Raw genomic sequence first — 21,977 nt, forward strand, 5'->3', positions numbered from 1 at the left:
TACGGTAACATTGTTTTTTTTAACCAAATTATAGGATGTGATTTCTGCCAAGATGATAGGAATGTATTGTAATATTATTTGTTTTGTTAGGAAACAACTAAAGATTTTCGATTTTTGAAACTAAAAATCGTATAATCCTTAACATTTTATTCAAAATAATAACGATAAGTTTGTAAATACTAAACTAAAAACAAATATGAAAAAACAAGTTAATAGACATTTGTTGTTTGCAATTCCTGCAATGTTAGGATTTGCAATGTGTCAAGCCCAAAGCATGGCGCCAAAAGCATCAGGCATTGATGTTTCTTTAATGGATAAAAATGTAAATCCAAGCCAAGATTTTTTTAGATATGTTAATGGGACTTGGCTCGATAAAACGGAGATACCTAGTGATAGAAATGCTTGGGGAAGTTTTAATGAACTACGTCAGAAGACTGATAATGATGCTTTGGCAATTTTGAAAGAAGCTTCAAAAAGTCAAAAATATAAATCGAATACAGATCAAGGAAAAGCAATCGCTCTTTTTAATACAATCTTAGACACTGTTGGAAGAAATAAGAGAGGAATTACGCCGCTGCAACCATACTTAAAGAAAATTGATGCTATAAAAAATGTAGCCGATTTGCAGAATTTCTTGGCAGAAATGGAATCTCAGGGAGGCATTGGTTTTTTTGGGTTTTATATCGGTGCTGATAAAAAGAACAGTAATGTTAATGCTGTTAGCTTAAGCGTAGGTCGATTAGGACTGTCTGATAAGGATTATTATGTGTCTGAAGATAAGGATTCTAAGGAAAAACGTGCTAAGTATGAACTTCATATTGCAAGAATGTTGCAATTAATAGGGGAGACTCCACAAAAGGCAAAAGAAAATGCTACTCAGATCTTAGCTTTAGAAATTGCCATGTCTGCACCAAGATTAGACCGTGTGGAGCGTAGAGACGGAAGATTACAATATAATCCTACGGCTGTTGCTGATCTTAAGAAAATGACTCCTGGAATACAGTGGGATAAATACCTTACAGATATAGGAATGGTAAAAGTGGATACGATTATTGTAATGCAACCTCGTTACATGAAAGCATTACAAACCATTTTTACCGAAAATAAAGTAGGTGCTTGGAAAGAGTATTTAAAATGGAGTATTTTAAACAAAACATCTTCGCAGTTAACTACTCAAATAGAAGATGCTAGTTTTGATTTTTACGGAAAAACATTAACTGGAGCGATAAAACAACGTCCAGCAGAAGAAAGAGCACTTCAGGTAATAAACCAAGTGGTTGGAGAATCTTTAGGTAAATTGTATGTTGAGAAAATGTTTCCAGCTGAAGCTAAAGTAAAAGCCGAAAAAATGATTCAGAATGTAGTTTTGGCATACCAAAACCGTATTACCAATTTGCCTTGGATGTCTGCAGAAACTAAAATTAAAGCAATTGAAAAACTGAATAAAATTGCCATAAAAATTGGTTATCCTGATAAATGGAAAGATTACAGCGAGTTGGTTATTAAAGATGTACCCGAGGGAGGAAGTTATTTTGAGAATAGCATTAACCTAGCCAAATGGAATTATAATCAAGATATTGCTAAATACAAAAAAACAGTTGATAAAACGGTATGGGGAATGTCTCCGCAAACTGTAAATGCTTATTACAACCCATCGTATAACGAAATTGTATTTCCAGCAGCTATCTTACAACCTCCATTTTACAATTATCAAGCAGATGAAGCAGTTAATTATGGCGGAATTGGTGCGGTAATTGGTCATGAAATTTCTCATGGTTTTGATGATTCGGGTGCACGTTATGACGCAAACGGTAATCTAGTTGACTGGTGGACGGCAGATGATTTAAAACAATTTACAGCTTTAGGAACTGCATTGGCAAACCAATATAGTGCATTAGAGCCTTTACCTGGAATTCACGTAGACGGAAAGTTTACATTAGGTGAAAACATAGGCGATTTAGGTGGTATAAATGCTGCTTATGATGGATTGCAGTTGTACTTAAAAGCCAATGGAAACCCTGGATTAATAGATGGTTTTACACCAGAACAACGTTTCTTTATTTCTTGGGCAACAGTTTGGAGAACTAAGAGTCGTGATGAAGCAATAAAAAGTCAGGTTAAAACAGATCCACACGCTCCGGGAATGTACCGAGCTTATGTGCCGTTGCAAAATGTAGAGGCTTTTTATGATGCATTCTCGATAAAACCGGAAGATGGTATGTATATAGAACCATCAAAACGAGTTAAGATTTGGTAAAATAAAATACAAAAAACGGCTGTCTTATTTAAGACAGCCGTTTTTTATTTAATTAAGTATTAAGTATTAAGTATTAAGTATTAAGTATTAAGTATTAAGTATTAAGTATTTTGTGCCTAAAAGCTATTTTTCTTAAATACCAATATTTAAAAAGTCTAATAATCTAAGGAGTCTAAAAGTCTAAGCCAGTCTAACAATCTAATTAGTCTACTTTTTTATCTTCCTAATAGAAGAATTGACCAAATACAAACCAATTAAAGTTACCAAAACCCCAATAATAATAGCAGGAGTAAGTGTTTCGCCAAAAAGCATGTATCCTAATAAAATGGCAACAATAGGATTGATGTAAGCATAGATACTGCTGATTTCTTTTGGCAGATGTTGTAATGTATAGATAAATGCAATAAAAGTTAGCACAGATCCAATGATAACCAGATAACCAATTGCCCACCATGCCGTTGCAGGGATTTTGTCGAGGGATATGTTGGTTCCGGTGGCTTCGGTTATTCCAAAAAGTATGAAACTCGAAATAAACATTTGTAATCCTAAACTAAAATAGGGGTTAAAACTTGCCGCTTTTTTCTTGGTATGTAAAATTCCGAAAGCCCAGGTTATAGTTGAAGCTACAGATAAGAAGATTCCGAATTGAAATTGAGGATTTAGAAAATCGGTTAGATGGTCTACAAAAATGATACAAACACCCACAAAGCATATTAAGAGTCCTGCAACTGCAAGTCGGGCAATGCGTTCCCCTTTAAAAAAGCAAATAATAACAATCCATATTGGGAAAATAGCGCCGATAATAGCACCCAAACCACTACTAATATATTTTACCCCCCAAGTACTTAAGCCATTGCTACAAGCGAAATTCAAAATGCTTAAAACCAAAATAGTCCGCCATTGTTTTCCTTTTGGCCATGGTTCTTTCTTGAGTATAAAATAACCCACATATAAAATACCGCCAATAAATTGTCGGATGGTTGCGAGTTGTAACGCAGGCATATGTTTAACACCTTCTTTGGATGCCAACCATGTTGTTCCCCAAAAAAAACTTACCCAGCATAAAGCGAGTATCGGCAATCCGATAGATTCTACTTTGTTGGAAAATGCCTGCTGAATTTTAGCTCTCACGTAATGATGGTTTTGAGATGTAAATATTCAGAAATTATTTTCAATTAATATCATTAAATTGCTTTTAGATTACACTTTTTGATCTAAATCTGTAACATTTTTTTAAAATATAGACCAATTCAGAAGTAGAGTAAAATCTAACAAAAATTAACGATTTATTTAAAAGAATAACAATAAGTTTGTAAATAACTATAAAACCATAATTAACAATGAAAAAAAATAATAGTAAGCATTTGCTGTTTGCGATTCCTGCAGTATTGGGTTTTGCAATGTGTCAGGCACAAACCCAGGAGCCTTCAGCATCGGGAATTGATGTCTCTTTAATGGATAAAAGTGTTAAGCCAAGTGAAGATTTTTTCCGTTATGTAAATGGAACGTGGTTGGCGAAAACCGAGATTCCAAGTGATAGAACTACATGGGGTAGTTTTAATGAATTGCTGAAGAAAACAGATGCAAATTCTCTTGCTATTTTAAAAGAAGCATCAAAAGATCCAAAATATAAATCGAATACTGATCAGGGTAAAGCTATAAATATTTTCAACGCTATTCTTGACACAGTTGGGAGAAACAAACAAGGGATTACACCTTTAAAGCCATATCTAAAAAAGATAGATGCAATAAAAAATATTGCCGATCTAGAGAAATTTTTAATCGAAACCGAACCTATTGGAGGAGTTGGTTTTTTTGGAGTATATGTAGGTGCTGATGAAAAAAATAGTACCAAAAATTCTGTTAGCCTTGATTTAGGTAAATTAGGATTACCGGATAAAGATTATTATACATCTGAAGATAAAGATTCTAAAGAAAAACGTGAAAAATATGTACTTCACGTAGCGAGAATGTTGCAATTTATAGGAGAGACTCCTGTAGCTGCAAAACAAAACGCTGAAAAAATATTAGCATTAGAGGTCGAAATGTCTAAACCTAGATTAGATAGAGTAGAACGTAGAGATAGCCGATTACAGTATAATCCAACTTCTATTGCCGATTTACAAAAGATGACACCAGCGATTAACTGGAAAAATTACTTAAACGGTATAGGAATGGCCAAGGTAGATACAGTTATCGTAACGCAGCCAAGATATATGAAAGCTTTGGAAACTATTTTCAAAGAAAATAATGTAGCGGCTTGGAAAGAATACATGAAATGGTCTTTCTTAAGAGCCACTGCATCACAATTATCTACAGATATAGAAATTGCTAATTTTGATTTTTACGGAAAAACTTTAACAGGAGCAATTAAGCAGCGTCCACGCGAAGAAAGAGCACTTCAAGTTGTGAATCAAACTGTTGGTGAGGCATTAGGTAAATTATATGTAGAGAAATTATTTCCAGCTGAAGCTAAAGCAAAAGCAGAAAAAATGATCGAAAATGTAATTTTAGCATACCAAAACAGAATAAATAATCTAACTTGGATGTCTGCGGCAACTAAAGTTAAAGCGATTGAGAAGTTAAAAAAGATTACTATTAAAATTGGTTATCCTGATAAATGGAAAGACTACTCGGCTTTACAAATTAAAAGTCTTGCCGAAGGTGGAACTTATTTTGAAGACATGAGAAATGTTTCCAAATGGAGTTTTGACAAAGGACTTTCTGATTTGAGTAAACCGGTTGATAAGACTGAATGGGGAATGTCTCCACAAACGGTAAATGCCTATTACAATCCATCGTATAACGAAATTGTATTCCCGGCAGCCATCTTACAACCTCCTTTTTATAACTATCAAGCAGATGAAGCGGTTAATTATGGCGGAATCGGTGCAGTAATTGGACATGAAATTTCTCATGGTTTTGATGATGCTGGAGCACGTTATAACGCAGATGGAAACCTTGTTGACTGGTGGACAGAGAATGATTTGAAAGAATTTACAAAATTAGGAACTGCTCTTGCAGATCAATATAGTGCCTTGGAACCACTTCCGGGAGTTCACGTAGATGGTAAATTTACTTTGGGTGAAAACATTGGAGATTTAGGCGGAGTAAATGCTGCTTATGATGGTTTACAATTGTATTTAAAAGCAAATGGTAATCCTGGTTTAATCGACGGATTTACTCCAGAACAACGTTTCTTTATTTCTTGGGCAACTGTTTGGAGAACCAAAACTCGTGATGAAGCTTTGAAAAACCAAGTAAAAGTAGATCCACACTCTCCAGGGATGTATCGTGGATATGTGCCAATCCAAAACATGGATTCTTTTTATGAAGCATTCTCTATTAAAAAAGGAGACAAAATGTACATAGAACCAGAAAAGAGAGTTAAAATCTGGTAATATCAAGTTTATATATAAAAGGGGCTGCTTTAATAAAGCAGCCCCTTTTTTTATGCTTTTTCTCAGCAAAACAATCACAATCTTGATATTTTGAAGAATTGAGGAATCTCTACTAGTGGTTCAATAATCTAGGGAATACGATGTGTTAGTTACTTGTGGGGCTTCTCCCGAAGTTTCGGGACGCTCAACCTGACAAGATTGTGTTTTTTGTATGTAAACGAAGCCTTTGAACCTTTGCCTCTCAGAGCCTCTGTACCTTTTTAAAACTATAATCGAGTACAGTTTCTATTTTAGTGCTTGAAATAATCTTTTTAGCACTTTCTTTTTCGTGACTGAATGTTGGCACAGCCAAATTCTTTTCGATTGCTTTTTGAGTATAATATTTTTCTCGGGTAGGATGAAAAGGAGCCACAGCATTAAAGGTTTGGTTCCATGATTCAGAATCTATGATTTTTAGGATAATACCAATGCAATCTTCCTGATGAATAAAGTTGATAGGCGCATCGGGATTCTCAACATTTTCTTTGCCAGCAAGAAATTTAATAGGGTTTCGGTCTTCGTCAATTAAACCTCCAAAACGCAGAACTGTAGTTTTAAAAGTGAAATTGCTTTGTAAAAGAGTTTCGGCAATTATCAATTGTTTACCACTTTCGGTATCAGCGTCAGGTTTTGTTTCTTCGGTTATCAATAAATCACTTTCACCATAAACAGAGGTCGAACTTATAAAAAGTACTTTCTCGATGGTTGATTTTTCGATAAGCGGAATAAGAAAATTGATTTTATCTACAAAGTTATCTGCATTTTCGCCACGCAATTTGGGCGGAATATCGATAATAAGAATACTACTTTCATTCAAAAAAGCTTCAATTTGTCCTGATGTACTTTTGCCGAAAGGCGGATTCTCTTCGTTACGATTGATATTTATTAAAAACGGATTAATCCCGGATTCTTCTAATATCGATAATTTTTCTGTTGAGGTTGTAGATCCGTTTACTGAAAAACCTGTTGTAATAATGGCTTTCGCCAAAGGAAATCCTAGCCATCCACATCCTAAAATACTAATTTTTGTCATTTTTGTTTCTTGTAATCAGTGTATTTTTTTTAAACAGGTTTTCTTTTTAAAGCTGTTTTTGAACTTTCTCGCTAAGACGCCAAGTCGCTAAGTTTACAGTTATTAAAACTTCTTTATAATTCAATGAGATTTTTTAACCATTTAAGTGATGTAAGTTCATTTAAGTTTTGCATTGATTAGTCATGCTTATATTTACTTTCATCACTTATATGGTTAACTTTTTTGTTACAATCTTAAATCAGGTTGCAATATAACAATATGTTACAAGGGTAGAGAAAAACGAACTTTGTCTTTTCCGTTTGCACCAATACGGTTATAAAATTTTATTGCTCTTGTATTAAATGTTGGTGTTTGCCATTGTATATTGATGCAGTTTTTGTTAATCGCAATTTGCTTAAGTTTTTCTATAATAGCTTCACCAATTCCAAATCCGCGAGCGGAATCCTCAAGATACAAACAATCCAAGTACATAAAGTCGGCTGCATCCCATGTAGAATAATCGAAAGTATAAGTAGCATAACCAATAATTGATGCATTTATCTCAACAATTAAGCAATACAGTTTTGGCCTTTCGGTAAACAAAGCAAGTTTTAGTTTGTTTTCTTTTCCTTCAGGGTTATAAGTTGCTTTCTCGTATTCGGCATGTTTCTGGCACAAGTTGACCAGTTTGGGTAAATCGTTTGTGTTACAATCTCGTATTATAAATTCCATTGATGGTGAATTTCGGTTTGTAAAAATTCTATAAAATGATTAAAATAGTCTGGATATTCTTTGCTTTGTCTAATAGCGATGAAATGTTTTCTTTTTAAACCGTTTTTGCTAATTTTCACCGCTTTTAAAGGGCTATTTTTTAAATACGGTTGCAAAGCCCATTTTGCCATAGACATTACTCCCATATCAGCTTTAATCATTTCAAGAGAAGCTTCGGTAAGAGGTAAGGGAGTTATTTTTCTTGGAGCTACTTTGGCTGGAGCCAAAACCAGTTGATGAATCGTAACACTTTCCATCGGTAAAGAATGGATGATTAAATGCTCATTGATGAAATCTTCGGCTACAACATACTTTTTATCTGCCCAGTAATGATTTTCAGATACAACCATTACCATTTCATCCTGAAAAAGCTCAAGGTATTTTATTCTGTCATCTTTTATAATGTCACTTACAATACCAATATCTATTACGTTATCAAGTAATTTCTGAACTGGCTGTTGTGTGGCTTCGGTCACAATCTTAAGTTCAATATTTGGATATACAAAGTGAAATTGTTTTAAAACAGAAGGTAACCAATGATAGCTGGAAAAACATTCGGTACTAATACGGATTTCGCCATATTCGCCAAAAACCATCTGTTTGATTTCTAGCTCTGTTTCTGATATTTTATCCAGAATTTCATTTGAAATCCCATATAATTTTTCACCGGCTTTGGTTAAAACCAATTTTTTGTTTGTTCTTAAAAATATTTTGGTGCCCAATTGATATTCTGCTTCTTTCAATTGGTGGCTTAATGCCGATTGAGTGAGATGTAATTTATCAATAGCTTTGGTAATACTCCCTTCTTCGACAATTGCTTTTATTAATCGTAAATGTCTTATTTCCATTTTCTGAGCGTTGTTTACACAAAGGAACAAAAATTTATACTTGCATTTGCATGAAAAAAAGTAATGTAATAGATGAATTCTTTTCGTTTTTATTACAGTTGTGGTTGCTCTAATTTTGGATTGTTAAATAACTAAAACAATACTATAATGGAAACGCAAATTAAGCATTACGAAAATAAACTAGCATTCGAGATGGATCCGTCGGACTTATTTGATGCCTTAAATAATGGAGAAAAAGTAATTGCATTGGATGCCCGAAAAGCTTTTGGATACGAAGCCGAGCATATACCGGGAGCGATTAATATTCCGCATCGCGAAATGACAATCGAAAGCACAAAACACCTTGATAAAGAAATTTTATATGTAACCTATTGTGATGGGATTGGTTGTAACGCATCCACAAAAGGCGCTCTTAATATGACCCGACTGGGTTTTAAGGTAAAAGAACTAATGGGCGGAATCGAATGGTGGAAATTTGACGGTTATGCTACCGAAGGCACAAATGGAAAGCAAGTTGGGTTGAAAATTGAATGTGCTTGTTAAGAATAGCCGCCTAATGGCACAAAATTAAGAAAGCCACTACGATGCTTTGGCTAATAAATCTCTCGCAAAGACGCAAAACCACAAAGAAAATAAATACAAGCTTAGCGACTTCGCGAGAAAATGATTAATCACAATTGATTTTGATATTTTAAGATTTGCTTAGGTTCTGTTCTCCTTTTTTGAATTGGCTCCAGCTTTAGCTGGAGTAACAAAATGAATATTAGGAATTGGCTTTAGTCAAAATGCTTTGTTATTTGGCTAAAGCCAGATTACAATCAATTCTTAAACCTCCAGCTAAAGCAGGAGGTAAGTCAGGACCTTAAGAATTGGAAAACAACAACAACAAAAATACATTGGCTAACATTTATAAAAACACACACATTTAATCATAATGGAAAAAAGTCCAGATTATAAATTATTACTCTGTTTGGCGACAGTAGGAATTGTATGGGGAACAACTTTTTTGGGAATCCGGGTTGCGGTAGAAACAATTCCGCCTTGGTTTGTTACTTCCATTCGCCAAGGTTTTGCAGGATTAATAGTAATGGTTATTTTACTATTTAAAAAAGAACTTAAATGGATTGGCTGGGCAAATTTCAGGCATCAGTTAATTCCGGCTTTATTAATGATTGTTATTGCAAATGGGTTTACTACAATTGCCGAACAAACTTTACCAAGCGGGTTAGCTTCTATAATGAGCGCATTATCTCCGATACTTATTTTTATTGGAAGCGTTTTTATTGGTTTGCAAAAAGCAAGTTTAAAAGGGTTCTTTGGCGTTGTGATTGGTTTCTCAGGCGTTGTTTTTATATTTAAAGATGGGCTAGGGGCATTTTTGGACTCCAATTATGAACATGGACTTATATTTATAAGTTTAGCAATTTTTGGTTGGGCATCTGGAACAATTTATACCAAAAAACACGCACATAAATCTAATACAATCGCACTCAATTTGTTTTACCAATTTGCAATAGCAACTTTGGTACAGCTTGTTTTGGCTTTTATATTTTCTCCCAATCCCGATATAAGTTCATGGAGTTTAAGAAGCTTTTCGGCAGCTTTATATTTGTCAGTTTTTGGTTCAGTACTCGCATTCTTCTCTTACCATTATGCGATAAAGCGAGTTACGGCGGTTCAAATTTCTATTTTGTCGTACATCAATACTATAATTGCAGTGTTTTTGGGTTGGTTGCTGCTGGACGAAGTAATTACGGTTGATTTTATTATTGCAACTGCGCTGATTATTTTGGGCGTTTTTATTATCAATTATAAAAAGAAAGAAAAAGAGATTACAATAAAGAAAGGAATACCAGCTTGTAGTTAATGAAAAATCCCAAACTATCAATTTGATAATTTGGGATTTCTTGTTTTATGTAATTTTTATATTCGTGGTGCGACTGTAGTAGGTATTAAGCTATCTTTTACAACCTTTGTACTGTCTTGAGGGACTATCGTTGTGGCAGGTATATCCAAAATAACTTTCGAAGGTTTTATTTTTTCCTGAATAACAACGGCATTGTTAAGTACAAATGGAGTAGGCATCATCCAGGAACTTCTAGGTTCAACATTAAGCATCGGATTGGTCAGTAAATCAAATGAACTCTCCATTAAAGTCATATCAAAAACTGTTTTTGCCTCAATGTTAAACTGCATTACAAGCGGTTCATTGTTTACAACATAATAGCTTAAAATTTTGGCACCATTTCTTGCTAGTTGTGTTCCTTTTTGACCAAGAGTTGTTACACCGTTTGCTTTAAAATTATTGAATGTCATTTTTGGGTCGGCAAAAATATCGTAACGATTTACATTTCTACTAGGTGTAATTTTTATTTTTAAATACCTCATATTTCCTCTCACACTATCTTGAAGAAATGCAATTGTTGGTTTTGCCAAAGTTATTTGTGGCGCATCGGCACTATATGTAAAACCAGAACTATACTTGCTAAACAACGGAAGACTATTTAAAGCTACAGCATCTTTTGGGTTTTGTCCTAAATATTTTTGAGTCCAATCATCCAGGTTTACATCATAAGTTGCCCATTTGGCTTTATTAGTGTCTGCATTGTATATGTATAGCAAACTGTTTGATTTTGCTTTGCCATTTTCATAACCAGAAGTGTAACCTCCCCAAGCAAAACAGCCAATCGATGCTATGAAAAACAATATTGCCCAACCTCCTTTTTTGGCAAATGAGCCAAATACCGGAAGTAATAATCCAAAAGTTAAGACGGTTAGGATTGCACTTCCAAAAAGAACTTTTAACCCCAAGCCTATTGGGAACATTTGGATAAACGGAGCAATAATCAATAAAGCAGGAATGCTGAATAAAAGGCTAATGAATAAATTGGTTCTTTGGGTAATTACAAAAGCTGCAAATAGAAACAATCCAAAGTAAACAGGAATGATTAAAAATCCAGCTCCTTTTAAACTATTTGCTAATAAGCCATTAATAACAATCCATAAAAATAATGGCGCAACATAATGGTTCATGGTAACTTTGGAATCCGAGAATTTATTGTAAAAAGCAAAGCAAATTGCGATTGCCAATAAAACAAAAGCTCCAATATAGGCATGGCCATTATAGGTAAAGCCATTTAGCAAATCATTATATTGAGGGTAAATTTGCAAAATAATTTTCCAGCCTAAAAAGGTAATAAGTCCAGCAACAACTATTGCAATCAATAATGGTACAAAACCTCTGAATATTTCGCTGAATGTGATAATTCTTTTGGCTTTTCCTATAAAAATAAAGAATATAAAAAGACCTAAAGCAATAAGGGTCATTGGTAAAACCCAAGCAAAAGGATAGTTTATGAACGTAAACGGAATCGTAAAATAAACAAAGTCTTCAGTAGTTGGAGCATGATTTAAGTCGGTATTAGAGAAATACTTCATCAAAGGCATTAGATAGCTTCCTTGGTGCGTTAAGCTGGTTTTGTTTAAATGTGCAAGGTCATCTTGTTGTGTATGATAGTTAAAATGATCATCGATAAATGCAAAATTAAATCCTTGGATATCACCTTGTTCTCTAAAAACGGTTAAATCGGTATCATTCGGTAACATTTTATAAATGCTATACATGAGTGAGTTAGAAACAGGGTAAGTAGTTTTTGCAGCAGCAAATTCTTTAACCAATTCAGCATTTCCACTATTGGTTTCCATTAGCATATAGCTTGGACCAGAAGTACCGCGAGCTTCAAAGTTTATTACCAAACCTACATCTTTTGCCCATTTGTGTTGCGTTACAAAAAGAGCAGCACCATTTAATCCTAATTCTTCGGCATCGGTAAACAGGATAATAATATCATTTTTATGTTGCTGTTTGCTATATAAAAAAGCACGAACACCTTCTAGAATTGTTGCAACTCCCGATGCATCATCGCTGGCACCGTGAGAGAAGGAATGTGGAGCACTATCATAATGCGATAGCAATAATAATGCTTTGGTATTGTTAGACCCTTTTATGCGGGCCATGATATTTTTTGATTTAACCAGATTTCCCCAGTCGCTCATTGTAAAGCCTTCCTGAACAGAAGTTTCCAATCCTAATTCTTTCAACTCAGATTCTATGTATTGTGCTACTATTTCGTGATTTGCAGAACCTACGTAATGCGGTTTTTGAGCAATTTCTTTTACATGAGCCAAAGCTCTGTCGGTCGAAAATTCGGCCAATGCTTCCTCTCCTTTAGAAACCCATTGTGGTTTGAGAGTAACATAAACAAAAGTCAGTATGGCGAGAATGACCAGAATTGATAAGATGGAGGGAATGTTTTTTTTCATGTGGTATTTGGGGGCTATAGTTCTTTTTTAACAAGCATAAAGTAATCATCTTCCAAAGAACGGTATCCTTGGTCGTATAAAAAATAGTAGGTATTTCCTGTTTTTGTTTCCAAAATATTTGTAAAAAACTGAAAATCAAATCCTTTGCTAAGCATTTTAGACTTAGTCGATTTTGATTTTCCATCAGTATTTAGTTCCGACAATATTCGGTAATTTTTTCGCAACTTGTTGTTTACATTGCGCATAAAGTTTGTACTGTCTTTATTTATTTTATTATTGTAGGCGTTGCGACAACTATCGGAGCAGAATTTTTTATCCTCCCGACCTACAATTTTTTCCGAGCACTCCAAGCATGTTTTCATGGATTCATTTTTTTATGCTAATAATTCAGCTTGATTTATTTTATTATTTTGAGCGAATTAATAGTTTTTATTTGTTGACATAGTTCCTGCTATCGCCTTTATCTCTCCACTCCGTTACGAGGATACCGGCTCTATCAGGGCTAATCGGTATTATTGTTTTTCTTATTGTTTGCATCCTGAGATTCTCAAGGTTTTAATTTTTTGATTTCATATAAATCATGTCGACGGTCTTTTAAAATTCGAACGCTTCCATGTTCATGAATATCTTTTAATAAATCCAGATCAACATCTACAATTAATGTCATCTCAGTGTTTGGTGTTGCTTCGGCTTTTATTCCATTACTAGGGAATGCAAAATCCGAAGGTGTAAATACGGCAGCCTGTGCATATTGAATATCCATGTTGTTTACTTTTGGTAAATTACCAACACAACCGGCAATAGCTACATAACATTCATTTTCAATCGCTCTTGCTTGAGCACAATGTTTTACCCTAACATACGCATTTTGAGTATCCGTCAGGAAAGGAACAAATAAGATATTCATGCCCTCGTCAGACATGATTCTCGAAACCTCAGGGAACTCAACATCATAACAAATCAAGATTCCTATTTTACCGCAATCGGTGTCAAAAGTCTTAATTTCCGATCCACCTTTCATACCCCAATGTTGTACCTCGTTAGGAGTTATATGTATTTTGCTATACATCTCGGATGTTCCGTCACGCTTACACAAAAAACCAACATTGTATAAATTGCCATTTTCCATATACGGCATACTACCAGTAATAATATTGATATTATAAGAAATAGCAAATTCCTGAAAACGTTTACGAATAGGATCCGAATGTCTGGCTAATTCGCGTATCGCCTCAGCCTCAGATAAGTGATTGTAATCGGCCATAAGAGGCGCAATAAAAAGTTCTGGGAATAAAGCAAAATCACTTCCATAACCAGAGACTACATCTATAAAAAACTCCGATTGCTCAAAGAGAGCTTCTATATTATTAAGTTGGCGCATTTGCCATTGGATTAATCCAAGTCGGATAATGCTTTTGTCTAGGTTTATTAACTTCGGACTTTCGTCATAATAAACATTATTCCATTCCAGAAGTACAGCAAACTCCATAGAAGCTTCATCACCTTCCAGATAATTTTTCATGATACGGATAACGTGAAAATCATTACTTAACTGAAACGAAAGAACAGGATCATGCAGTTCTTTGTGTTTTACTTTATCTATATAATTTTTTGGAGTTAATTTCTTGGCGTGTTGCGCATAATTCGGAATTCTACCAGCAAAAACAATTGCTTTTAAATTAAGTTGCTCACATAATTCCTTTCTGGCATCATATAAACGTCTCCCTAGGCGTAATCCACGATAATTGGGATGAATAAATACGTCGATTCCGTATAAAATATCTCCATTTTTATTGTGCGTTGAGAAAGTATAGTCTCCTACTATCTGGAGGTAATTGTGTTTTTTGTCGACTAATTTTTCATCAACAATTAGCGATAATGCCGATCCAACAACTTTTCCATCCACAAGAATCACCAATTGACCCTCGGGGAAAATCTCAAGCAATTTTTCAATATGTTCCACCCTCCAATAAGAATCGGCCATTGCAGGATAAGATTCCACCATAGAATTCTTTAACTGTTTATAGTCTTCGATTTCTAAATTTCGTAATTCGACTTTATTGATTTTTGCCTGCATATTGTGCGATTTTCCTCAAATATAATGAATAAATTCCCATTTACAAACGGTTACAAATAGTTACAGTCGAAAGTAATTAGTTACTAACCGATTAACCATAAACTCAGGTCGCATCTTTGCCCTGTTGATTTGATAGACATTTCAACATAACAATTTAAAACATACACGCCATGAGTACATTAAGAAACAAAGTACAATTAGTAGGGAACGTAGGAAACGATCCGGAAATTAAAAACCTGGAGGGAGGTAAAAAGTTAGCCAATTTAGTAATCGCCACAAATGAGAGGTATACCAACGATAAAGGAGAAAAAGTAGAACAAACCGAATGGCATCGTCTTGTTGCTTGGGGTAAAACTGCTGAGATTATAGAAAAGTATGTAGTTAAGGGAAAAGAAATAGCTATCGAAGGTAAATTAACGCATCGAAGTTATGATGACAAAAATGGAGAAAAACGATATATGACAGAAGTAGTTGTAACAGAGCTTCTTTTATTAGGAGGTAAATAATCCGTAATAATAAAGTTACTATAATAATTTTAATTTAAAAGTTCTATGAAAGTCATTTTATAGAACTTTTTTATGATTAAAAAATTTGTTTCTTTTTAATTAATTCAAAAAAAATACTACATATTGTGTTCCATCTTATAAGTTTTTTCGAATTTAATTTTCTGTTTTTTCAAATTTTGGTAAAAAAAACGATAAAGAACAAATTTGTAATAAATAGCACATATAAAATAAGCTTTATAGAATACACCGTGATCAATTTAGTTTTGTTAAGGTTTCATCTTACAAAATGACACAAAATAGATTATTTTTTTGAGGTTCCATTTTACAAAATGAAACAAAGCAGGTCAAATCTAATCGATGTTGCGTTTTTTTAATATTTAATTTTGAAAGCCTTAGGATAATTTTAAGAAAATTCCTGTTTCAGTTTATTGGGTTTTTAGATTACTGAAATTAGAACCCGAAGTTTTAGCTTTTTGGCTATTATCATTTAAGAGTATTGGATTTACTCTTTTAAATAAGTATTATTCAAAGTAAAATAGTATATACCAAATACAATTTGTATTTTTTTTCTTATATATTTGTTAATCTATATAAGTTTAATTTAATTTAAAGAGAAAATAAAAATTAAGGATTAAGTACAATCTCTTTCAGGTAAATATCAGTTTACCAACATGCGCTTTTATGAACCAACAGTAGCTTACTTTGATAAAAACTAGAAGTTGGAAGATAATAAAGAAGTAAAATAAATGCAGAACATTTTATCCCTTAGTTCTCATAAAATGACACTTAGGTTCGCATTTATAGTATCTATAACAACAAGGATTATTAACAAATTTTATTATTATGAAACAATTAATTAACAAGTGTGGATTAAAAGGCGCAATGTTCATTTTTGCGGCAGGATGTCTTACAGTGCCCCAGCTGGAAGCTCAAAACAGTAAAAAACCTAATATCCTCGTAATATGGGGAGATGATATTGGGATTAGTAATATAAGTGCATATAGCAATGGGTTAATGGGGTATACTACGCCCAACATTGATCGTTTAGCCAAAGAAGGAGAAATGTTTCTTCAATACTACGGTGAACAAAGTTGTACTGCTGGTCGTGCAGCATTCTTAACCGGACAACAAGGTATTCGTACAGGATTAACCAAAGTAGGTTATCCAGGAGCGCCAATGGGTATGAGTCAGTTAGATCCATCTATTGGAGGAATCATGAAAAATCTAGGATATGCTACAGGACAATTTGGTAAAAACCACGTGGGTGACCGTAACGAAAACTTACCTACAGTAAATGGATTTGATGAATTTTTCGGGAACCTTTATCACTTAAATGCCGAGGAAGAACCAGAATTGCCAGATTATCCTAAAGACCCAAAATTCTTAGAGAAATTTGGACCAAGAGGAGTAATGAAATGTACTGCTACAAATACAGATGATGCTACGGTAGATCCACGCTTTGGGAAAGTTGGAAAACAAAGAATCGAAGATACAGGACCACTTACCAAAAAAAGAATGGAAACTGTAGATGATGAAACTTCAGCAGCAGCAATCGATTTTATCAAAAGACAAAATGCAGCAGGAAAACCATTTTTCGTTTGGTGGAATGGTACTCGCATGCACGTACGTACACACGTAAGAGCATCGCACCGTGGGAAATATACACATGGAGATAGTGAATATATCGATGGTATGATTGAGCACGATATTACAGTTGGAGAACTTTTGAAAGTATTAGATGATTTGGGTATTGCCGATAACACCATCGTAATGTACTCTACAGATAATGGTCCACACATGAATACTTGGCCTGATGGTGCTATGACCCCTTTCCGTTCTGAGAAAAATACAAACTGGGAAGGTGCATTTAGAGTTCCTTGTGTAGTTCGTTGGCCAGGAGTTATTAAGCCAGGTACAGTAAGTAACGAAATCGTAGCTCATAATGACTGGATACCAACTTTTGCTTCAATTGCAGGAGAACCGGATTTGGTAAAAAAATTACTAACAGGCTATACCGCTAATGGTAAAAACTATAAAGTACATTTAGATGGGTTTGACCAATCGGCATATTTAAGAGGAACTAGCCCTAAAAGTGCGAGAACTAAATTCATCTATTCGGATGATGATGGTCTACTTGTAGCAATGAGAAAAGGAGATTATAAATCTGTATTTGCAGAGCAACGCTCGCAAGGAACATTAGAGCTTTGGGCAGAACCTTTTACCAGATTACGTTTGCAAAAAATGTACAACTTGTTCCAAGATCCATACGAAAGAGCAGATATTACTTCTAATACCTATTGGGACTGGATTCTGAACCATGTTTATTTCGGTTACGATTTTATAGCTGAAGTAGGTGAATTTGCAGCAACTTTCAAAGAATTCCCTCCACGTTCTATCCCACCAAGTTTCTCTCCTCTTACAATTATGGAAGAAACTCTTAGCGGTATTAAATTAGAAAATGAGCTAAAGAAAAATGCTCAGGGATCTAAGAAAAAATAAAAATTAATTAGAATAAAAGATTGGGTCTATAATGACTCAATCTTTTATAAACTTAATACTCACGGTTATGTATAAAAAAATATATGTGTTACCCTTATTTTTATTTTTACTTGTTTCGTGTAGGAATAAGACGGAAGATGTTCCAGCAGTTAGTACTTCTAATAAAACGGAAGCAGTTGAAATAAGCGGAGACCCATTGCCAAGTTGGAATGATGGAAAACTAAAAAAAGATATTATCGCTTATGTAGATAAAGTTACCAAAGAAGGAAGTCCAGATTTTATTCCTCTTGAGAGTAGAATTGCAACTTTTGATAACGATGGAACACTTTGGGCAGAGAAACCATATGTTCAGGAATTATTTGCTTTTTACCGTGTAAAAAAAATGGTAGAAGCAAAGCCAGAATTGGCTAAAGTGCAACCGTTTAAAGCAGTTGTAGAAAAAGACAAAGAGTTTTTTGCTAAAGGCGGAGATAAAGCGCTTATCGAATTGGTTGCTGCAACACATACTGGTATGACCGAAGATCAATTTGAAAGTTCGCTTAAAGAATTTTTTACAGGCGCAACCTACCCTGGAAAGAATGTACCGCTAAAGCAAATACGCTATCAACCCCAATTGGAGTTATTAAATTACTTACGTGCCAATGGTTTTAAAACATTTATTGTAACTGGAGGAACAATTGAATTGGTTCGTGCAATTTCTGAAGATTTTTACGGAATTCCAAAAGAGCAAGTTGTTGGAACTTCATTCAAATATAAATTTGATGATGCAACCCGTAATATTATTCGGGAACCTGCACTTGATTTATTGAACGATAAAGAAGGAAAGCCTGTTGGAATTCAATTACATATTGGGCAAAGACCAGTTTTTGCTTGTGGTAACGAAGGTGGCGCTGGTGATATTGCTATGCTTAAATATAGTCAGGGAAATAAATATCCTTCGTTTCAAATGTTGGTAAATCATAATGATTCAATAAGAGAATTTAGTTATCAGGAAAAAGATAATGCATCCTTAAATGCTGCTGCAAAAAACAACTGGCATGTAATAAACATGAAAGAAGATTGGAAAAAAGTTTTTGCAGACAAATGATTTTGGTTTTTGGTTAGTTTTTAAAGGGGTACAGCTTTTCGTTTGTTTAAAGCTGTATCACTTTAAATATTCAATTGAATTTTTAGAAAACTTCTTAATTAAATTATTATGAAATGCTCCACCCCATCTTTAAAATTTAAATCAGTTTTAGTTCTAGCAGCGATTTCGTTGTTTCACTTAACTGCAATTGCGCAGGAGGAAAAAGCTGGAGCAAGTGCACAGGAACTTGCCGATAAATTGGCTAATCCAGTTGCTAGTCTTATAAGTGTTCCATTGCAAAACAATCTTAGTTATGGTATTGGCCCTTTTAATGGATCTAAATATACAATTAACGTGCAACCGGTAATTCCTTTTAAATTAAGTGATAATCTAAACTTAATTACCCGTTATATAGTTCCAATTGTAGATCAAAGAGATATTACAGGAGAAAATACACATCAATTTGGTTTAAGCGATGCAACCATAACAGCTTTTCTTGCTCCCAAAAGTGAAAAAATAATTTGGGGATTTGGTCCGGCATTTTTAGTACCAACAGCTACAGATAAGGTTTTAGGAACTCAAAAATTCGGTATTGGACCAAGTGTATTAATAATGCATCAGGGAAAAGGACTTTCTGTAGGTCTTCTTGCCAATCATATATGGTCGGTAGCAGGAAACCAAGATCGTGCCGATGTGAATCAGTTTTATGTGCAAGCTTTTCTTTCGCATAGTTATAAAAGTGGAGCCAGCTTAGGGGCAAATGTCGAAATAACTCAAAACTGGGACGGCAATACAACGATGGTTTCACTAAATCCTTCAATTGGAGCAGTAACAAAATTAGGAAGTCAAGTAGTTCAGTTTGCTTTAATGCCTTTGATTCCCATAATTGGCCCATCAGAATATAAACCAGACTGGGGCTTAAGAGCTGTATTGGCTTTCGTATTTCCAGGTTCATAAAACTATTTTTTAATTTTTAAAAAATACTCCCCCATGAAAAAAGGACTCCTTATACTAATTGTTGTATTCTTATTTGTTGGTTGTAAAAAAGAAATAATAAGTTTAGAAACTACAACTCCGACTTTAAATGCTAATTCAGTTCCTGAAGATCAGGATATTATAGATGCCTATACTTATTTGTACGGAAGATATCTTGTAATCCAACAAGAAAACCATGATATTAATGTAGAGAAAGTTGGTTATAATAAAATTAAATATAATCCTCTTGGATCTGCGCAATTCGTAAATCCAAATCTAGATGTTGCTTATCTCGAGGCTTGGATTGCTGTAGATGCAGCTCATGCAGTTATCCTGAATGTTCCTAAAATCGAAGGACGTTATTATACCGCACAATTATTAGACGGTTGGGGAGAAGTTATTGTAAATATCAACGAGCGTAATTTTCCTAAAACACCTTATGGGAAATTTGCCTTAGTATTAAAAGGAACTAATCCAACAATTCCTGCAGATGCTGTAAAAATAGAATTACCAGCTGAAAAAGCCAAAATATTAGCTCGGGTAGAATTGAAAGGAACACCAGCTGTTGCCAAAAAACTTCAAGAGCAATTTACATTAAATGTTCCTGAAGGAATTAAAATTGCGCCTCCAGTTATAATACCAGATTTTACTCCAAAAGCACCAATTGCAGGTGAAATTTTTGACAAAGTCGAAGAAGTTCTTAATTCTTATCCTGATCCTATGCCTAAAGCAAAAGAATATCAGGCGAAAGCAATTGAAGTTGGCAAATATGCTAAAACAAATGATAAAGCAAAGTCACATATCGATGAAGTAGTTAAAACAAAAGCAATTCCTGCATTTTTAGCAGGAGCAAAAGGCTTTGGTACACAAAAAGGAGGCTGGTCAGTATCGTATGTTGCCGGTAAATTTGGTGATGATATAATGGCAAGAGACATTATTAATTACGGAGGATTATGGGCAAATGTAATACAAGAGGCTATTTACTTTATTGGTCTTACAGATAGTAATAAAGTACCATTAAGTGGTGATAAAGTTTATGAAATCAAGTTCCCCAAGGATCAATTGCCAGATTTAGCAGTCAATGCATTTTGGTCGGTTACGTTATACAGCGTTCCAGATTATAGAGTGGTCGATAATAAATTAAAAAGATACAATCTGAATAATATTTCAAATCTAAAGAAAAACCCTGATGGTTCTTTGAGTATCTGGTTGGTATCGTCATTGCCAAAAGATGTACCTCAAAGTAATTGGTTACCAACACCGGCAGGCAAAGGTTTCTCTTTAAATCTACGTATGTATGTATCGAAAAAAGAGGTTCTCGACGGTACATGGTTTCCAGCTCCAATCGAACAAAAGAATAATTGATTTTATCAGAAAAAACAGAAATAGTACCCAATTAAAAACCAACAGAATTGTAATATGAAGAGCGCCGATATTCCTAAAACACTGTTTTTTTTAATTGTATTAACCTTAGTGATTAGCGTTAAAACAAATGCTCAAAAAATGGCGAAAAATGTTGCAGCATGGGTAGGTTACGAAATGTATTTGCCTTTTAAAGAAGATGGAAGATGGGGTTTATTATTAGAAGGATATTCTAAAGGCAATCAATTCGTATCCGAGCTTCAGGGTTCTTTTTATAGAGTAGGAGCCAATTATTATCTTAAAAACGGAAACCGATTCGGGGCAGGAGTTGCCTACCAATGGGATTTGCCTTATGATGAAGTTTCGTTGCCATACAATAATCCTGATTACAGGATATACGAGCAATTTATTTGGCGTATAGTTAAGAAAGAAGGAAAAGAAGTATGGTCACAACGTTTTAGGATGGAGCAAAGATGGTTAGGAAGAAAAGACAACCCAAATAGCGAAAGCGACCATTTTGATTATTACAAATTCGAAAATACGTTACGATATCAGGTGCGTTATCAATTATGGTTTAAAGAAAGATGGGCTGCGGTGGTTTATGATGAGGTTCATATAAGAACTAATGCAGCAAGTAGTGATGAGAATTATCTAGATCAAAACCGATTGTATTTAGGAACGGCTTATAGTCTTGATAAACGTAGAGAAATACGATTGGAAGTAGGTTATATGAATCAGATCTTCTGGAAATCACCCGATACCGAAAGTGGTCTTAGCAGAATGAATCATACTATACGAATTACGCTTACAACAGATTTGCCTTTTAAAAGAAAATAAAATT

At 34.3% G+C, this 21,977-nt stretch carries 17 protein-coding genes; 10 read left to right on the forward strand and 7 right to left on the reverse strand.

Going from position 1 to position 21,977, the window contains the following annotated elements; all coding sequences use genetic code 11:
* Window positions 1–196: 196 nt before the first annotated feature.
* Window positions 197–2,257, forward strand: a complete 2,061-nt coding sequence (locus OIU83_RS09745; RefSeq protein ID WP_264206067.1) for a M13 family metallopeptidase — start codon at window positions 197–199, stop codon at window positions 2,255–2,257.
* 207 nt (window positions 2,258–2,464) lie between these two features.
* Here OIU83_RS09745 and OIU83_RS09750 read toward each other — a convergent pair whose 3' ends face one another.
* A complete protein-coding gene (locus OIU83_RS09750; RefSeq protein WP_264206068.1) occupies window positions 2,465–3,388 on the reverse strand; it encodes a DMT family transporter in 924 nt (307 codons plus the stop codon).
* Window positions 3,389–3,597: 209 nt separating this feature from the next.
* On the opposite strand from OIU83_RS09750, the gene OIU83_RS09755 reads away from it, so the two are divergent.
* Window positions 3,598–5,658 carry a M13 family metallopeptidase gene (locus OIU83_RS09755; RefSeq protein WP_264206069.1) on the forward strand — a complete coding sequence of 687 codons (2,061 nt, stop codon included), beginning with the start codon at window positions 3,598–3,600 and terminating at the stop codon, window positions 5,656–5,658.
* 241 nt (window positions 5,659–5,899) lie between these two features.
* Here the strand turns inward: OIU83_RS09755 and OIU83_RS09760 are convergent, their stop codons facing one another.
* From OIU83_RS09760 to OIU83_RS09770, 3 genes are all read right to left on the reverse strand, one after another.
* Window positions 5,900–6,730 (reverse strand): Rossmann-fold NAD(P)-binding domain-containing protein, encoded by an 831-nt coding sequence (locus OIU83_RS09760; protein WP_264206070.1) that lies wholly within the window; start codon window positions 6,728–6,730, stop codon window positions 5,900–5,902.
* 261 nt (window positions 6,731–6,991) lie between these two features.
* Window positions 6,992–7,441 (reverse strand): GNAT family N-acetyltransferase, encoded by a 450-nt coding sequence (locus OIU83_RS09765; RefSeq protein ID WP_264206071.1) that lies wholly within the window; start codon window positions 7,439–7,441, stop codon window positions 6,992–6,994.
* Window positions 7,429–8,328 carry a LysR family transcriptional regulator gene (locus OIU83_RS09770; protein ID WP_264206072.1) on the reverse strand — a complete coding sequence of 300 codons (900 nt, stop codon included), beginning with the start codon at window positions 8,326–8,328 and terminating at the stop codon, window positions 7,429–7,431. The genes OIU83_RS09765 and OIU83_RS09770 overlap by 13 nt, the downstream gene beginning before the upstream one ends.
* 147 nt (window positions 8,329–8,475) lie before the next feature.
* Here OIU83_RS09770 and OIU83_RS09775 point away from each other — a divergent pair, with 147 nt between their 5' ends.
* Window positions 8,476–8,871: a rhodanese-like domain-containing protein gene (locus tag OIU83_RS09775; RefSeq protein ID WP_264206073.1), complete on the forward strand. Its 396-nt coding sequence runs from the start codon at window positions 8,476–8,478 to the stop codon at window positions 8,869–8,871.
* Between the two features lie 391 nt (window positions 8,872–9,262).
* Window positions 9,263–10,195: a DMT family transporter gene (locus tag OIU83_RS09780; RefSeq protein WP_264206074.1), complete on the forward strand. Its 933-nt coding sequence runs from the start codon at window positions 9,263–9,265 to the stop codon at window positions 10,193–10,195.
* A gap of 56 nt (window positions 10,196–10,251) precedes the next feature.
* On the opposite strand, the gene OIU83_RS09785 is transcribed toward OIU83_RS09780, so the two are convergent.
* The 3 genes from OIU83_RS09785 to OIU83_RS09795 all read right to left on the reverse strand — a co-directional run bounded on the left by OIU83_RS09785 (window position 10,252) and on the right by OIU83_RS09795 (window position 14,728).
* The gene (locus OIU83_RS09785) at window positions 10,252–12,651 is read right to left on the reverse strand and encodes a M20/M25/M40 family metallo-hydrolase (RefSeq protein ID WP_264206075.1); all 2,400 of its coding nucleotides are present in this window, start codon (window positions 12,649–12,651) and stop codon (window positions 10,252–10,254) included.
* Window positions 12,652–12,665: 14 nt separating this feature from the next.
* Window positions 12,666–13,013, reverse strand: coding sequence for a hypothetical protein (locus tag OIU83_RS09790; RefSeq protein WP_264206076.1), 348 nt, complete (start codon window positions 13,011–13,013; stop codon window positions 12,666–12,668).
* Window positions 13,014–13,198: 185 nt separating this feature from the next.
* Entirely contained in the window at window positions 13,199–14,728 is a 1,530-nt protein-coding gene (locus tag OIU83_RS09795) for a bifunctional GNAT family N-acetyltransferase/carbon-nitrogen hydrolase family protein (protein WP_264206077.1), read from the reverse strand.
* Between the two features lie 170 nt (window positions 14,729–14,898).
* Here OIU83_RS09795 and OIU83_RS09800 point away from each other — a divergent pair, with 170 nt between their 5' ends.
* The 6 genes from OIU83_RS09800 to OIU83_RS09825 all read left to right on the forward strand — a co-directional run bounded on the left by OIU83_RS09800 (window position 14,899) and on the right by OIU83_RS09825 (window position 21,973).
* Window positions 14,899–15,234 carry a single-stranded DNA-binding protein gene (locus OIU83_RS09800; RefSeq protein ID WP_264206078.1) on the forward strand — a complete coding sequence of 112 codons (336 nt, stop codon included), beginning with the start codon at window positions 14,899–14,901 and terminating at the stop codon, window positions 15,232–15,234.
* An 843-nt stretch (window positions 15,235–16,077) separates the two neighbouring features.
* Complete coding sequence (locus OIU83_RS09805) at window positions 16,078–17,733, forward strand: arylsulfatase (RefSeq protein ID WP_264206079.1); 1,656 nt, start codon at window positions 16,078–16,080, stop codon at window positions 17,731–17,733.
* Window positions 17,734–17,800: 67 nt separating this feature from the next.
* The gene (locus OIU83_RS09810; RefSeq protein WP_264206080.1) at window positions 17,801–18,820 is read left to right on the forward strand and encodes an HAD family hydrolase; all 1,020 of its coding nucleotides are present in this window, start codon (window positions 17,801–17,803) and stop codon (window positions 18,818–18,820) included.
* Window positions 18,821–18,928: 108 nt separating this feature from the next.
* Window positions 18,929–19,756 (forward strand): hypothetical protein, encoded by an 828-nt coding sequence (locus tag OIU83_RS09815; protein WP_264206081.1) that lies wholly within the window; start codon window positions 18,929–18,931, stop codon window positions 19,754–19,756.
* Between the two features lie 33 nt (window positions 19,757–19,789).
* Window positions 19,790–21,139, forward strand: coding sequence for a DUF1214 domain-containing protein (locus OIU83_RS09820; protein ID WP_264206082.1), 1,350 nt, complete (start codon window positions 19,790–19,792; stop codon window positions 21,137–21,139).
* Between the two features lie 138 nt (window positions 21,140–21,277).
* On the forward strand, window positions 21,278–21,973 hold the full coding sequence (locus OIU83_RS09825; protein ID WP_264206083.1) for a DUF2490 domain-containing protein: 696 nt from the start codon (window positions 21,278–21,280) through the stop codon (window positions 21,971–21,973).
* Window positions 21,974–21,977 lie beyond the last annotated feature (4 nt).

The organism is Flavobacterium shii (genome assembly GCF_025847235.1).
GTDB classification, from domain to species: Bacteria; Bacteroidota; Bacteroidia; order Flavobacteriales; family Flavobacteriaceae; genus Flavobacterium; species Flavobacterium shii.

Coding starts and splice junctions, on each gene's coding strand:
- OIU83_RS09745 (WP_264206067.1), top strand. CDS start 197: ATGAAAAAACAAGTTAATAGACATTTGTTGTTTGCAATTCCTGCAATG.
- OIU83_RS09755 (WP_264206069.1), top strand. CDS start 3,598: ATGAAAAAAAATAATAGTAAGCATTTGCTGTTTGCGATTCCTGCAGTA.
- OIU83_RS09760 (WP_264206070.1), bottom strand. CDS start 6,730: ATGACAAAAATTAGTATTTTAGGATGTGGATGGCTAGGATTTCCTTTG.
- OIU83_RS09765 (WP_264206071.1), bottom strand. CDS start 7,441: ATGGAATTTATAATACGAGATTGTAACACAAACGATTTACCCAAACTG.
- OIU83_RS09770 (WP_264206072.1), bottom strand. CDS start 8,328: ATGGAAATAAGACATTTACGATTAATAAAAGCAATTGTCGAAGAAGGG.
- OIU83_RS09775 (WP_264206073.1), top strand. CDS start 8,476: ATGGAAACGCAAATTAAGCATTACGAAAATAAACTAGCATTCGAGATG.
- OIU83_RS09780 (WP_264206074.1), top strand. CDS start 9,263: ATGGAAAAAAGTCCAGATTATAAATTATTACTCTGTTTGGCGACAGTA.
- OIU83_RS09785 (WP_264206075.1), bottom strand. CDS start 12,651: ATGAAAAAAAACATTCCCTCCATCTTATCAATTCTGGTCATTCTCGCC.
- OIU83_RS09790 (WP_264206076.1), bottom strand. CDS start 13,013: ATGAAAACATGCTTGGAGTGCTCGGAAAAAATTGTAGGTCGGGAGGAT.
- OIU83_RS09795 (WP_264206077.1), bottom strand. CDS start 14,728: ATGCAGGCAAAAATCAATAAAGTCGAATTACGAAATTTAGAAATCGAA.
- OIU83_RS09800 (WP_264206078.1), top strand. CDS start 14,899: ATGAGTACATTAAGAAACAAAGTACAATTAGTAGGGAACGTAGGAAAC.
- OIU83_RS09805 (WP_264206079.1), top strand. CDS start 16,078: ATGAAACAATTAATTAACAAGTGTGGATTAAAAGGCGCAATGTTCATT.
- OIU83_RS09810 (WP_264206080.1), top strand. CDS start 17,801: ATGTATAAAAAAATATATGTGTTACCCTTATTTTTATTTTTACTTGTT.
- OIU83_RS09815 (WP_264206081.1), top strand. CDS start 18,929: ATGAAATGCTCCACCCCATCTTTAAAATTTAAATCAGTTTTAGTTCTA.
- OIU83_RS09820 (WP_264206082.1), top strand. CDS start 19,790: ATGAAAAAAGGACTCCTTATACTAATTGTTGTATTCTTATTTGTTGGT.
- OIU83_RS09825 (WP_264206083.1), top strand. CDS start 21,278: ATGGCGAAAAATGTTGCAGCATGGGTAGGTTACGAAATGTATTTGCCT.